This window comes from Arthrobacter glycogeni, assembly GCF_054510815.1.
The window spans coordinates 117576-130609 of the sequence record NZ_JBTNDV010000005.1 but is presented as its reverse complement, the minus strand read 5'-3'; the positions used below and the strand labels follow the sequence as shown (position 1 = coordinate 130609).

At 63.0% G+C, this 13034-nt stretch carries 10 protein-coding genes; 3 read left to right on the top strand and 7 right to left on the bottom strand.

The genetic code is table 11. From position 1 onward, the window contains the following. The 3 genes from ACX80G_RS07345 to ACX80G_RS07335 all read right to left on the bottom strand — a co-directional run bounded on the left by ACX80G_RS07345 (position 1) and on the right by ACX80G_RS07335 (position 2879). Positions 1 to 777, bottom strand: coding sequence for an ABC transporter ATP-binding protein (locus tag ACX80G_RS07345; protein ID WP_459306849.1), 777 nt, complete (start codon positions 775 to 777; stop codon positions 1 to 3). Positions 778 to 885: 108 nt separating this feature from the next. Beyond that, positions 886 to 1602 (bottom strand): response regulator, encoded by a 717-nt coding sequence (locus tag ACX80G_RS07340; RefSeq protein WP_459307026.1) that lies wholly within the window; start codon positions 1600 to 1602, stop codon positions 886 to 888. A gap of 77 nt (positions 1603 to 1679) precedes the next feature. Further along, entirely contained in the window at positions 1680 to 2879 is a 1200-nt protein-coding gene (locus ACX80G_RS07335; RefSeq protein WP_459306848.1) for a sensor histidine kinase, read from the bottom strand. 134 nt (positions 2880 to 3013) lie between these two features. On the opposite strand from ACX80G_RS07335, the gene ACX80G_RS07330 reads away from it, so the two are divergent. Next, a complete protein-coding gene (locus tag ACX80G_RS07330) occupies positions 3014 to 4075 on the top strand; it encodes a 3-isopropylmalate dehydrogenase (RefSeq protein WP_459306847.1) in 1062 nt (353 codons plus the stop codon). Positions 4076 to 4086: 11 nt separating this feature from the next. Then, positions 4087 to 5193 (top strand): branched-chain amino acid aminotransferase, encoded by a 1107-nt coding sequence (locus ACX80G_RS07325; RefSeq protein ID WP_459306846.1) that lies wholly within the window; start codon positions 4087 to 4089, stop codon positions 5191 to 5193. Between the two features lie 67 nt (positions 5194 to 5260). Here the strand turns inward: ACX80G_RS07325 and ACX80G_RS07320 are convergent, their stop codons facing one another. Genes ACX80G_RS07320 through ACX80G_RS07310 form a run of 3 tightly spaced genes read right to left on the bottom strand, consistent with a single transcriptional unit; the run spans position 5261 to position 9551 of the window. Beyond that, entirely contained in the window at positions 5261 to 6799 is a 1539-nt protein-coding gene (locus ACX80G_RS07320) for a putative bifunctional diguanylate cyclase/phosphodiesterase (protein ID WP_459306844.1), read from the bottom strand. Further along, positions 6792 to 7169: a SpoIIAA family protein gene (locus tag ACX80G_RS07315; RefSeq protein ID WP_459306843.1), complete on the bottom strand. Its 378-nt coding sequence runs from the start codon at positions 7167 to 7169 to the stop codon at positions 6792 to 6794. The genes ACX80G_RS07320 and ACX80G_RS07315 overlap by 8 nt, the downstream gene beginning before the upstream one ends. 57 nt (positions 7170 to 7226) lie before the next feature. Then, entirely contained in the window at positions 7227 to 9551 is a 2325-nt protein-coding gene (locus tag ACX80G_RS07310) for a glycosyltransferase family 2 protein (RefSeq protein WP_459306841.1), read from the bottom strand. Positions 9552 to 9860: 309 nt separating this feature from the next. Here ACX80G_RS07310 and ACX80G_RS07305 point away from each other — a divergent pair, with 309 nt between their 5' ends. Beyond that, complete coding sequence (locus ACX80G_RS07305; RefSeq protein ID WP_459306839.1) at positions 9861 to 11471, top strand: carbohydrate-binding protein; 1611 nt, start codon at positions 9861 to 9863, stop codon at positions 11469 to 11471. Between the two features lie 33 nt (positions 11472 to 11504). Here ACX80G_RS07305 and ACX80G_RS07300 read toward each other — a convergent pair whose 3' ends face one another. Further along, positions 11505 to 12557, bottom strand: coding sequence for a hypothetical protein (locus ACX80G_RS07300; protein ID WP_459306837.1), 1053 nt, complete (start codon positions 12555 to 12557; stop codon positions 11505 to 11507). Between the last annotated feature and the right edge of the window lie 477 nt (positions 12558 to 13034).

Genomic DNA, 13034 nt, shown 5'->3' with positions numbered 1-13034 from the left:
TTACGCTCCCAGTCCGGCGAGGGCCTGCGAGATGACGTCGGGGCTACTGCGGTCGAGCTGACCCACCAGTTCGCCGTCGTTCATGAGCAGGACACTGTCGGCGTAGGACGCGGCCACCGGATCGTGGGTGACCATGATGATGCTCTGCCCCATTTCCCGGGTGCTGCGGCGCAGGAGTGAGAGCACCTCGGCGCCTGAGCGCGAGTCAAGATTGCCGGTGGGTTCATCGCCGAACAGCACATCGGGGCGGGTCAGTAGGGCACGGGCCACAGCCACTCGCTGCTGCTGGCCTCCGGATAGCTCGTGCGGGCGGTGCGTGAGCCGGTCGGTCAGCCCAAGGGTGGAGCAGATTTGAGTCAGCCAGTCGGTGTCGAGTTTCCCACCGGCCAGCGCCACGGGAAGGGTGATGTTCTGTTCCGCGGTCAGGGTGGGAATGAGGTTGTACGCCTGGAAGACGAACCCGATCCGGTCCCGCCGTAACCGGGTAAGTTCGTTATCGGTGAGGCCAGTGATTTCAGTACCGCCGATCCAGACGCGCCCGGAGTCGGCGACATCCAATCCCGCCAGGCAGTGCATCAGCGTCGACTTCCCGGACCCGGAGGGACCCATGATCGCGGTGAACCGTGCCCGCTCGAAGGTGATGCTCACGTTTTTCAGGGCCCTTACCCGGGCATCCCCGCGACCGTAGGTCTTCGAGACTGAATCGGCTACTGCGGCGGGGTGGGACGAGATGGACGACGTCGGCGTCGGATCGGCAAGATTGGCTGAAGTATTCATACCTCAACGCTAGGGACCTGCGGTCCACAGCGGATCAGCCTGCGGTGCGGTCTCCGCGGGTGGGTCACTCATCCCGCGGGATGAGCTTGCGCGGGCGCAAGGAGCCACCTACGGGTGTACAACTCCCGTTTCATAGGCGATCAGCACAGCCTGGACCCGGTCCCTGGCCTGCAGCTTCGCGAGGATGTGACCCACATGGGTTTTTACCGTCGCCTCCGACAGGTGCAGATCCGCGGCGATTTCCGGATTCGACAGGCCCCGAGCGATGAGTTCAAATACTTCGCGTTCGCGCACCGTCAGAGACCTCACGGAGTCCGCGTTCTGGCCCGTCGCTGTCGCAGCGCGTCTCAGCATGGGCGCCACGTGGTCCAGGAGTCGGCGGGTGGTGGACGGCGCGATGACGGCGTCGCCCCGATACACGGTGCGGATCGCCTCCAACAGCTCCTCGGGCGGCGCATCCTTGAGGAGGAACCCGCTGGCACCCGCCTGGATCGCGGCCAGGGCATATTCATCCAGATCGAAGGTGGTCAGCACCACGATTCTGGGCCCAGTTTGCCCGGTGTTCGCCGGCAGGCTCGCCGCCGCCAGGATCCGGCGGGTCGCTTCGATGCCGTCCATCCCGGGCATCCGCACATCCATCAGCACCACGTCGGCGCTGGTCGCGTCCAGGGCAGCGACCGCCTCGGCGCCATTGCCAGCCTCGCAGACCACCTGCAGGTCTGGTTGAGAATTGATCAACATGGTGAAGCCGCTGCGAACCAGCCGCTGATCATCAACCAGAGCCACCCGGATGGTAGGAGAGGCAGGCGCGGGTTGAATGGACATAGGTTGGTCGGGCGCGGGGTTGGTGGGGACCGAATTCTCGATCACCGAGGTATTGAACGCTGGATCGTTGAACACTGTCAAGCCTCCGTGTAGGGGATGAATGCGGTGATGCGGTACCCGCCACCGGCTGGGGCGACGGCGGTCAGCTCCCCATCGTAGAGTCTCAGCCGCTCCCGCATGCCCTTGATGCCCTGCCCGGCACCGGTCGACGCCGGATCGGCGCCAGCGCCGCGGCCGTCGTCGTCGATCGTCAGGTTCAGACCTTTTGGCGTCCACGCCAGCGCGACGACGGCGGACGCCGCAGGGCCCGCGTGTTTCAACACGTTGGTGAGGGATTCCTGTACCACCCGGTAGGCCGTCAGTTCGGCGCCGGCGGGGAGGTCCCGCCGGTTGGTGCCGTCCATCGTGTAGGTGGTGGTGAGACCGGCGTGCTGGACCGTTTCGATCAACGCAGGAATGTCACCCAATACCGGCAGCGGGCGGGTGGAGGCTTCCTCATCGGCGAGGAGAACGCCAAGGAGGCGCCGCATTTCGCGTAGCGAAGCCCTGCCGGTCTCGGCAATGGTGCCGAGCGTCGCCGGTGCCACTGTGGGGTCCTGCGCGCTTGCGTACCTGGCGCCGTCGGCCTGGGTGATGATGACCGACAGCGAATGGGCAACAATGTCATGCATTTCGCGCGCAATGTGGCTGCGTTCGTCAGCCGCTGCCAGATCCCGCTCCTGCTGGCCCTCCACCTCAAGACGGCGGGCACGGTCCTCAAGCGCCCGCAGGGTGAGCCGGCGGTTGCGTGCCAGGTCGCCGGAAGTCCAGGACAGCAGCACCATCGTCTGAACGAGGATAATCACAATCGCGTACAACGGGAGGAAGCCGACACCTACCTGAAGAGGGCTGATCCCAAAGTCGGCGCCGTAGCGGATCACGCCAGCAAAACAGCCGGCCGAAGCGAGGGCAAGGCCCCCGAGGCTGGCCCACCGCGGAGCAAGGGCGGCCAAGGTATAAAGAGAGATGAGCACTGCAAACTGGGCTGGCATGGGCGGCAGACCAGTGACAAGCTGCAGCACCGAAACGCCAGCGATAGTCGCAGCGGCAGACACCGGGTGGGACCGCCGCCAGGCGAGGGGAATGGTCAGCGTGGCGGACACCAGGACGTGCGTCAGCAACGCGGAGCTGAGGAACAGTGGAACCACGAGGATCAGGAACAGCACCGCCATCAACACCAGGTCCACCCGGCCCGGGTGGGCGCGCAGCAAACGAGCGAGACGGTGGTGAAGGTCCATGAGGCTCAACTCTAGGCTGGCGTGGACTGGTGTACATCAGCCCGCAGGAGGAGAACGCTGTATTGTCTATTCAGCCAATCTCAGGAAGTGAGACCGATTGTCCATCATGTGACCCAAATCCCTAACCTGTTCGTATGAGCGAACTATCTTCAACAGTCCAGCTGGCCGTTATTCCGGGCGACGGCATCGGTCCTGAGGTGATCGCCGAAGCGGTGAAGGTGCTGCGCAGCGTCACCGCGGCCCTCGATACCACCTTTGCCCTGACCGAGTTCAAGCTCGGCGCTGAACACTGGCTCGAATCCGGTGTCACCCTGCCCGAGGAAACGCTGGACCAACTGCGCACGCATGACGCGATCCTCTTCGGTGCGGTCGGCGCCGCCCCGGGCGACACCCGGATCCCCTCCGGGCTCATTGAGCGCGAGATGCTGTTGAAGCTCAGGTTCTCGCTGGACCACTATGTGAACCTGCGCCCCTCCCGCCTCTACCCGGGCATTGCGAGCCCGCTCGCTTCCCCCGGCACCATCGATTTCGTCGTCGTCCGTGAGGGAACCGAAGGACCCTACGTCGGCAACGGTGGCACGCTCCGTGCGGGGACGCCCCACGAAATCGCCACCGAGGTCTCCCTCAACACCGCCCACGGTGTGGAGCGGGTCGTCCGGGACGCGTTCCGCCGGGCCAGTGACCGTCCGCGCCGGCACCTGACCCTCGTCCACAAACATAATGTGCTCGTGTACTCGGGCCACCTCTGGCGTCGGACGGTCGAGGCGGTTGCCGCCGAGTTCCCTGAGGTCACCCACGACTACCTGCACGTCGACGCCGCCATGATCTTCATGGTCACCGACCCGGCGCGATTCGACGTCATCGTCACCGACAACCTCTTCGGTGACATCATCACGGACCTCGCTGCGGCGATCACCGGGGGAATCGGGCTCGCCGCCTCGGGCAACCTCAACATGGACCGGACCGCTCCGTCCATGTTCGAACCGGTCCACGGGTCAGCTCCGGACATTGCCGGCCAGCAGAAAGCCGATCCGACGGCGGCCATCCTGTCGGTCGCGCTGCTGTTGCGTCATCTTGGCTTCGACAACGCCGCCGCGCGGGTGGAGAGCGCGGTGGACGACGACGTCGCCTCCCGCACCGATGCCCGGCGAACCACAGCCCAAATCGGCGATGCGATCGCCGCCTTGGTGTCCTAAGCTGGTTAACCATGACAGCCACCGACCTGGAATTCAGCCAGCACCCGTCCGCCAACCCGAAATCCGACCAGCAGCGCGCCGAGATTCTCGCCGAGCCCGGGTTCGGTAACCACTTCACCGATCACACGGTTGTGGTCGATTTCACGGTGGACACCGCAGGCAACGGCGGCTGGGGTAACGCACGGCTCGAAGCCTATGGGCCTATCGCGCTCGACCCTGCGGCAGCGGTGTTGCATTACGGTCAGGAAATTTTTGAGGGCATGAAGGCCTACCGTCACGAGGATGGGTCGGTGTGGACGTTCAGGGCTGACCAGAACGCTGCCCGCTTGAACCGCTCGGCGGCACGGTTGGCCCTGCCTCAGCTCCCGGAGAGCATTTTCCTTGAGTCGTTGCGTCAGCTGGTGGCGGCGGACCAGAAGTGGATTCCTACCCGCGAGGGCGAAAGCTTGTACATTCGGCCGTTCATGATCGCCACCGAGGCGTTTCTCGGGGTGCGGCCAGCGCGTGAAGTGTCCTTCAGGGTCATCGCCTCACCGGCCGGCAACTACTTCGGCGGCGAACTGGCGCCAGTGGACATCTGGGTCTCCCGGAACTACGCCCGCGCCGGCCGGGGTGGCACCGGCAACGCCAAATGCGGTGGCAACTACGCCGCATCCCTCGCGGCGCAGCTTGAGGCCGAAGCCCAGGGCTGCAAGCAGGTCCTGTTCCTCGACCAGTTCAATGACAACGCCGTCGAGGAACTCGGCGGGATGAACGTGTTCTTCGTGTTCGAGGATGGTTCGCTGGTCACTCCGGCACTGTCGGGAACTATCCTTGAAGGTGTCACCAGATCCTCGGTGATCCAGCTGGTTAGGGATCGTGGACTCACGGTGACCGAGCGCAAAATCACCCTGGATGAATGGCGCGACGGTGTGGCGTCCGGCGACATCACCGAAGTGTTTGCCTGCGGCACCGCTGCGGTCATCACGCCGATCGGTCAGCTGAAGGATGGCACCGAAGTCATTGGTGCTCCTGACTTGAAGGCCGGCGAGGTGACCATGTCCATCAGGGAGCAGCTACTCGGCATCCAGACGGGCACCTCACCTGACACCCACGGCTGGTTGACCCGCCTGGTCTGACCCGAACTACCAGGAGACTTCTCCACACCCGGGGACGGCGACAGGGGCGTCGCCGTCCCCGGGATGGTTATGAGCCGAGAGGAAGCTTGGCACCGGACCGCAACAGGGTTGTGGTTTTTTCAACGGGCAGCGGCCGGCTGAAGTAATACCCCTGGCCGCCAACGCAGCCCATTTCCTGCAGCTTCAGCGCCTGTTCCTCGGTCTCGATGCCTTCGAAGACGGCTTCCAGACCGGCGGCGCGGATCAGCTGCAGGATGGCTGCGATAAACCCGAACTGGATCGACCCGGTGGACAGTTCACCGAGCAGGGACCGGTCCACCTTGACCATGCTGACCGGCAGTTTCCGCAGATAGCTGATTGACGAGTAGCCGGTGCCGAAGTCGTCGATTTCAATGCACACGCCAAGCTGTTTCAGGCTCAAGAGTGAGTAGGCTTCCACCTCGCCGCCGGTCACGAGGGCGGTCTCGGTGATTTCCAGTACCAACGCGGCAGGGGGAATGTCGAATCGTCGCAGCAGACCCCGCACGTAATCCACCAGGTCGAGCTGCTGCAGTTCGACGGCCGAGAGGTTCAGCCGAAGCTGGAAGTCGTCGTCGAGCTGTATCTCTGCGCGCCAGAGCGCATACTGCTGGATTGCCGAGGCCATCACCCAGCGGTCAAGTTCGATGACCGCACCGATCTCCTCCGCCAGCGGGATGAACTCGTCGGGCATGATGAAGCCCCGTGTCGGGTGGTTCCACCGGACCAGCGCCTCCAAACCGAGGACCCGACCGTCGCGCAGGTCCACCACCGGCTGGTAATTCAGGCTCAACTGGTCCGATTGAATGGCGTCCCTCAGCTCGGACGCAATCTGGCTGCGGAGCTGGCGCTGCAGCAGCATCACCGGTTCGAAGACCTTGATGGTGCTGCGGCCCTCGCGCTTGGCCGCATACATTGCGGTATCGGCATCGAGCAGGACACTTTCGGCGCTCTGCCGGCCGTCAGCGAGCCTGACGCCGATACTCGCACGGGAAAAGACGTGAAGTTCTTCAAGAGAGATCCGGTCGCCCAGTGCAGCCAGGGCTCGATTCGCAATTCTGAGGGCGATTTCCAGCGTTGCCTCGGGTACCAGAATGGCGAATTCGTCACCACCTAGCCGGGCAACAGTGTCGGAATCTCGCACCACTCCGAGGAGGCGGTGGGCGACCTCCTGCAAAACCCGGTCGCCGGCGTCGTGCCCGAAACTGTCGTTGACATCCTTGAAGGAGTCCAGGTCAAGGAGAATCAGCGCCGGCATGGTGGTCTCGCCATCGGCGTTCAGTTCAGCCTCAAGTTTGGCGAGCAGTGCAATCCTGTTGTCCAGGCCAGTCAGGGCATCGGTCATCGCCATAGTCCGCATGTCCTGATGCGCCTGATGGAGCATGGCCGTGCGGCTGGCAACGCGCTCCTCGAAGTCGCGGTGCACCAGTTCGAGTTCTTCGGCGAGCAGATTGAAGCCGGTAATGACGGCATCGACGTCGTCCCGTGCCGGGGAAGGTTCCATCCGGCTGCTCAAATCGCCCCGGGCGAGCTTCACAACCCCTTCGACCAACATGGCGAGTCGGGGATCAGCGTCCTGTTCAGGCATTGAAACAGCTACCCAACCAGGCCATCGCCTCGGACTCAGTGGTGAAGAAACGTGTGGGGCACGGTGGGGGGTCGCCGCCGAGGAGAAAATTGGCTAGCACGCGGTCCACGGAGGAGGTGCCCAGCACAGCGATCGCCGAAGAGGATCGTGAGCCCGTGAAGACGGCTCGTGCATCGCGGCTGATCGAGCCAACCCCGGAGATCTCCAGCAGCACTGGCCGAAGGCTGCCGTTGGCGAGAGCACGCGCCCGTTCGGCATGAGCCTCGGCGATCTCACCCGTGATCTCCACGCCCCGTGGCATGACAAGCCGGATGACGTCAGTCGGGTGATCTTCGCCCGCCTGGTCATTCGGTGTAATTATTGCCGACATGATCCCTTTCACTGCGCCTGCGACTGCTTTTCAACCCGGTGGGTAGTGCACGAACCGCTACCGCGAGGAAATGCGACGGCGACGGTCGTTTGATCCTCTGAGGTCACGGTTGAGGCGGCGATCTCCGTGGTACAGGATGGAGGACCAATCCGCTTCTTCTGGTGTCTTTTCGATGACCGGCGACTTCGTTTCGCGCTTCGTGCGGGGCGGAACATAGAGCCAGTTGAGGACCCCGAGCACCATGTCCACAACTGAATTGTTTACCCCAATGTAGGCGCGAATGGCGCCGGCCGCCAGCACCGCGTTCAGCCCGGCAAACGCGGCGTTGCCCCAGTTCCCCTGCATGGCGTCGCGCCACAGGGTCAGAACGGAGAACGCGACGATGACGTAGGGAATGAACACGTAGAGGGCAGGGGCGGCGGTACGGTCCTTGACCTTCGGGGTGCGCACGAAGGGAATCTTCTCGCCGGTGAACGCCTGCTGGATGGACTTCAGCACACCGGCGAGGTTCACCGGCAGCAGGACAATGTTGAAACCGTAGATCCTGAAGATGTCGCTGAAGCGGTGTCCGCAGTCGCGGAGGTCGCTGCCCATGGCGAGGAAATAGGGCAGAGCGGTCATAAAGACCAACGGGCTGAGAAGCCTGCTGTCGTACGGGTAGCCCAGCAGGAACATCAGCCCGAAGCTGGCCCATGCGATGGACGCCATGTAGTTCACCCGAAGCAGTACCTCGCGCACCAGAATCCGGTCGCGGCGGTAGCGTCGATCCTGGAGCTGGTTCCACAGTTTCGGCAGGATTAGAAGTCCGCCGTTCGCCCAGCGACGACGCTGAACCACCAGGGAGCCAAAGTCCGGGGGAGTGGCGCTGTAGCTAAGACGCTCAGGATAGTTCACGAGGGTCCAGCCGTGGGCGCCCAGGTCGACGCTCGACTCGGTGTCCTCGATGACCGTCCGGTCCTGGATGTAGGTGTGGATCTCGAATCCGCCCACATCCTCAACCTCGAGGATGTCCATCAGGGCTTCCTTGCGTATTACTGCGTTCGCTCCCACCCAGAAGGTGGCGCCGTAATAGGTCATGCCCTGATGCAGGATGTGCTGGATGTCGGTGGTGGCGCCGGCTACCCGTTCAATACGGGTCGGTGCCCCGCGGAAGGAGGAGTACGGGGTCTGCGTGACGGCGACCCGTTCATTTCCCGGCGATTCCAGAAGGTAGACAAGGCGGAGGCAGTAGTCACGCAGAAGCAGCGAATCGGCGTCGAGAGTCAACAGGTAGGTGGAGTCGGGGACGTCAAGGTCCACCTGGGCAGGGCCCTCGGCAGGCCGCAGGATGGTGCCGTTGGGGGACTCCTCGCGATGCCATCGCTTCCCCATCAGGGAGATGTAGGAGTTGAGGTTCATTGCCTTATTGGCCTCATGGGAAAGCGAGGCGAACATCTTCCGTTCAAACGTCTCAAGGCGAGCGGTGAAGATCCGGCACAGCCTGAAGTACAGCTCGGTCACCCGGTCCTCGTTGGGTTGCTCGCCCTGCGCGCGGGCAGCGGTGAGTCCCAGCACCGTCAGCCGAAGCTCCCGGGCGAGACCCATCAGCACCAGGTCGACGAAGAACTCGTCGACGTGGTCCTCGACCCGCTCCGCCGCTGCCATGTCTTCAAGCCAGGCGGCGGCCGCGATGTACTCGTTGGTGAGGACTTCCAGTTCGTCGACACCGGGTGGCACCGGCGCGGTGACACGCTCACGATAGCTGATGAGCGCATCGTTGAAACGGGTTGATGGATCGAGCAGCTGCGACTCGATGTCTTCGGAGAGCTCACGGGTGGTTTTCAGGCGTGCTGCAACTGCGGGATCAGTGGGGAACGGGGGATCGTCGAGGAGCAGGACCACCCGGAGGTCAGGAAATTCCTGAAGGGCCGCGGACCAGAGGGTGGCACGCACCACCTGTGGTTCTTCGGCGTAGGAGGGTACCAGGACGGTGATGCCGTCGTCGTAATGCGCGAAGTGGCGGTCCAGCTCACCCCGCGGCACGCGTTTGTGATCCCGGAACCGGTACAGCGCACCCTGGCGTGCCACCAGATACAGCAGGGCGGAAAAGGTAAGGAACGTGACCACGATCAGGTAGGACACCGCTTCGAGCTGGAAGCGGAATCCCGCAGCCGGGTTATCGACGAGCTGCCGCAGGATCGTTGAAACGACGTACGATGCCCAGCCCACCATGGTTGCGACAATCGCCAGCCGGCCGAGTGCTATCTTCCGGCGGGATGGGGTGGGGTGGACTATCGAGAGGGGCTCGGAACGCTTCTCGGCACCCCACTGGCGTTTGCGCGCGCCCGGACCGTTTTCCTTCGTCTGCTCATCAGTCGCTGCGGTCACTTTGTGATCCTTCATCTCGCTCCCCAGCGACTCGATTGCAGGATCGATCCCTGCTGCTCCCTGCGCAGACGGCACTTGCCGACCACCCGACGGGCGGGGTTCTTCTGCGTTCATTTGGCGGCTCCGCGCAACGGCGGTGAACCGGGTGCATCCGTTATCTGACCGTGCAACAGTAGCACTCGGCAGTGGGACTTATCGTGGTCGGGTAACATGACAGTTTACCGTTCAAGTTTCCCCTCGATCGGCGGGGGGCACGATTCGTGGGGGCACTCATTGGCAAGGCACTTTCCGGGCCGGAAACTTTCGTTCGTTCGTCTTGTTCTGGTGATAGGTGTTTTCGTCGCCGTGGTCGCGGCATCGTTCTCCGGGTGGAACCGTTTTGAGGATGCCAGGGCCGCCGAGAACAGTGGTTCCTGGTTCGCTGGCTACGTCGATGCAACAGCCACCCCCTTCTACGCCTTCGAACGCCCACAGACTGAAGAGGGCGGCAGCGTGGTGTTGTCCTTCATCGTGGCTGATCCTGAAAGCCCCTGCGAGCCCTCCTGGGGTGCCGCCTACACCTTTGACGAAGCCGAATCCACCATGGACCTGGATCGCCGGATCGCCCGCCTGATTCAAAGCGGCGGAGAAGTTGCGGTCTCCTTTGGTGGCCTGCTCAACGACGAGCTTGCTACTTCGTGCACCGATGTCGATGACCTGAAGGACGCGTACGGCTCCGTGGTTGAGCGCTACAACCTCACCACCATCGATCTGGACGTGGAAGGTGAGAACCTGCTCGACACGGCCGCTGGAGAGCGTCGGGCCGAGGCCCTCGCCCTGCTGCAGGAAGAACGCCTCGCCGACGACGAACCGTTGAACGTCTGGCTGACGCTGCCGGTCGCGCCATCAGGACTCACCGAACCGGGCACCACAGCTGTGACCCAGATGCTCGAAGGCGGAGTTGACCTCGCCGGGGTGAACATTATGACCATGGACTTCGGTGGAAGCCGGCCGGAAACCATGAGCATGCTCGACGCCTCGATCACAGCCGCCGAGGCCACCCACGCGCAACTTTCCACCCTGTATGGCCGGGCCGACATGCCGCTCGGTCCCCAGGCGCTCTGGACCAAACTCGGGCTCACCCCCATGATCGGCCAGAACGACGTCGTCGGTGAGGTGTTCTCCCTCGAACACGCTGCCGGTCTTAACGCCTTCGCGGTCGAACGCGGAATTGGCAGAATGTCTATGTGGTCGTTGAACCGCGACGCCACCTGCAGCGACAACTACGCCGATGTCTCAGTCGTATCAGTGGGCTGCAGCGGTATCGATCAGGATGGTCAGAGCTTCGCGCAGATCCTCGGCCAGAAGTTCGAGGGAAGCGCCGGGAGTATTGCCACCACGTCGGCGTCGCCGGAGCCGACGTCGGAACTTGTGGAAGATAACCCCAAGACCAGCCCGTATCCCATCTGGTCCGAGGATGCCACCTACGTGGCGGAGCAGCGCGTGGTGTGGCACGGTAACGTGTACGTCGCCAAGTGGTGGAATGAAGAGGCTACCCCTGACAACCCGGTGCTGCAGGCTGACGAGACGCCGTGGACTCTGATCGGGCCGGTTCTTCCGGGTGAAGCGCCGGTCACGGCACCCACCATTCCTGCAGGAACTGTTGACGAATGGGATCCGGAGCAGGTGTACGAGAGCGGTGACCGCGTTCAGCTCGACGATCACGTGTTCGAATGTAAGTGGTGGAGCCAGGGCGACAGCCCTGAAGCCGCGCTGCAGGGCTCGGCCGGATCGCCGTGGAACCGGCTGACCAACGACGACGTCGTCAAGCTACTGGAAGGTCTTGAGGACGCGGACACCCCGACTCCAACGCCGTCGGCGAAGCCGAGTGCCGCCGCGAAGCCGAGCGCTACTCCTAGTGCCACCGCGAAGCCCACGGCTGACAAGGACTCCTGAGGCTAGGCGGCCGTGACCGGCGGTAAGCCGGGCTTACTGCGGACTTCCCTGCGGCTGCATCAGGGATTCGATCAGCTTGCCCACGTGAGCGGCGCGGTCCTGAGCTCCTGACTGAACGAAAAACGTCTTGGCGGAATCGAGGTAGCTCATGGCTTCGAAATCCTCGCCACGTCCGGCGAGTGAGCGTCCAAGCAACAGATACGCTTCGCCGGCGGTCTGCGAGGCAAGCATGGTGGCGTCGGCGCAGATCGGTTTGAGACGCTTGACTGCTGCGTTGAGCTGGCCGGTCAGGACCAACCAGTGGGCCCGGGTCAGGGACAGCTCCAGCTGATCACGTTCGTTTCCCCCGACGATAGAGCTGGCGGTCTCCGCCCGCTCAATGCATTCGAGGGTTTCAGCGTCCACGACGCCTGCCGCCAATCTGAGCGCAGCAGATGCACGGTTGAACCGTGCCCAGAGGTCAAGGTCATTGTTAGGGGAGAGACTCACGGCGGCCAATGAGTGATATTTGGTGCCGTTGGCAACCTCGTGGCGCATGAACGCTACGTTGCCGATCGTCCAGTGAGCCTTACCCGCGGTCTGTGAGCGCGTTTCGGTGGTCAGCAATACTGATAGGGCGAGGCATTGCGCCCAGGCTTCGTCCAATCGGTCGCTTTCGGCGAGCGATGCAATCAGCGCCTGGTGTGCTTCAACCCGGAGCTCGGGAGCATCGATGGCATCGGCATCGGCAGCGACATCGACTGCTGCAGTAGCCTGTCGCACTGCTTCGGGGAGTTGGCCCAGCCCTTGCAGCCCGACGGCAAGCAGAGTAAGAACCCGGACCGCCAGGGACGGTGACTGGCTGGTCAGTGAATGATCCCGCAGTTGCTGAGCTACTTTGACCGACTCTTCGACTGCCCCTTCTTCCCGCAGACACTCAGCCTGCAGGAATGCCATGTTCCACCAGGCAACCTCATTGTCATCGTCGAGCGCCAGATCAACCGCCTGCCCCGCAATGACGCGCGCTCGCTCGTAATCGCGCTGGCTCCACGCCTCCCTCGCCCGCAGCTCATATAACAGCTGGTCGCCGGGTTGGTTTATCGCCATGGGTGGTAGCCCCTTCGTGCGGTTCTTAGTGGACCTCGGGTGGTGCTAACGGAGTCTCCCGAGTGAAGGTGAGACTCCATGATTTGAGTTTAGGGGATATTGGGCGGGTATTGCTTCCGAAAGTCCATCTTTTCAAACGCTTGGTTTTCTGTATATCGTTCGTATACTAATAAAACTGCGTGAGGTTCGGTGTCTCACGCTTTCTCGCACAAGCAAAGGACTCTCGTATGAAAAGATTATTTGTTTCTCTCCTGGTTGTATCCGTGCTGACGATCGGCGGAGTCTCCACAGCGACTGCTGCTGACGCGGCGACCGGGTTCCAAAGCTCCACGACCATTTCCAAAATTGGAAACTGGCCTCACTAGTCACCTTCTGAGTAACCGACACTTCGTTTCTCGTTGATCCGACTGTCTGGCTGGATGGCCGTGAACTTGCCCGCTGGGGACAAGGTTCACGGCCATTCGCATCTCCGGGTCT

Coding starts and splice junctions, on each gene's coding strand:
- ACX80G_RS07300 (WP_459306837.1), bottom strand. CDS start 12,557: ATGGCGATAAACCAACCCGGCGACCAGCTGTTATATGAGCTGCGGGCG.
- ACX80G_RS07325 (WP_459306846.1), top strand. CDS start 4,087: ATGACAGCCACCGACCTGGAATTCAGCCAGCACCCGTCCGCCAACCCG.
- ACX80G_RS07330 (WP_459306847.1), top strand. CDS start 3,014: ATGAGCGAACTATCTTCAACAGTCCAGCTGGCCGTTATTCCGGGCGAC.
- ACX80G_RS07310 (WP_459306841.1), bottom strand. CDS start 9,551: ATGAAGGATCACAAAGTGACCGCAGCGACTGATGAGCAGACGAAGGAA.
- ACX80G_RS07320 (WP_459306844.1), bottom strand. CDS start 6,799: ATGCCTGAACAGGACGCTGATCCCCGACTCGCCATGTTGGTCGAAGGG.
- ACX80G_RS07335 (WP_459306848.1), bottom strand. CDS start 2,879: ATGGACCTTCACCACCGTCTCGCTCGTTTGCTGCGCGCCCACCCGGGC.
- ACX80G_RS07315 (WP_459306843.1), bottom strand. CDS start 7,169: ATGTCGGCAATAATTACACCGAATGACCAGGCGGGCGAAGATCACCCG.
- ACX80G_RS07340 (WP_459307026.1), bottom strand. CDS start 1,602: ATGTCCATTCAACCCGCGCCTGCCTCTCCTACCATCCGGGTGGCTCTG.
- ACX80G_RS07345 (WP_459306849.1), bottom strand. CDS start 777: ATGAATACTTCAGCCAATCTTGCCGATCCGACGCCGACGTCGTCCATC.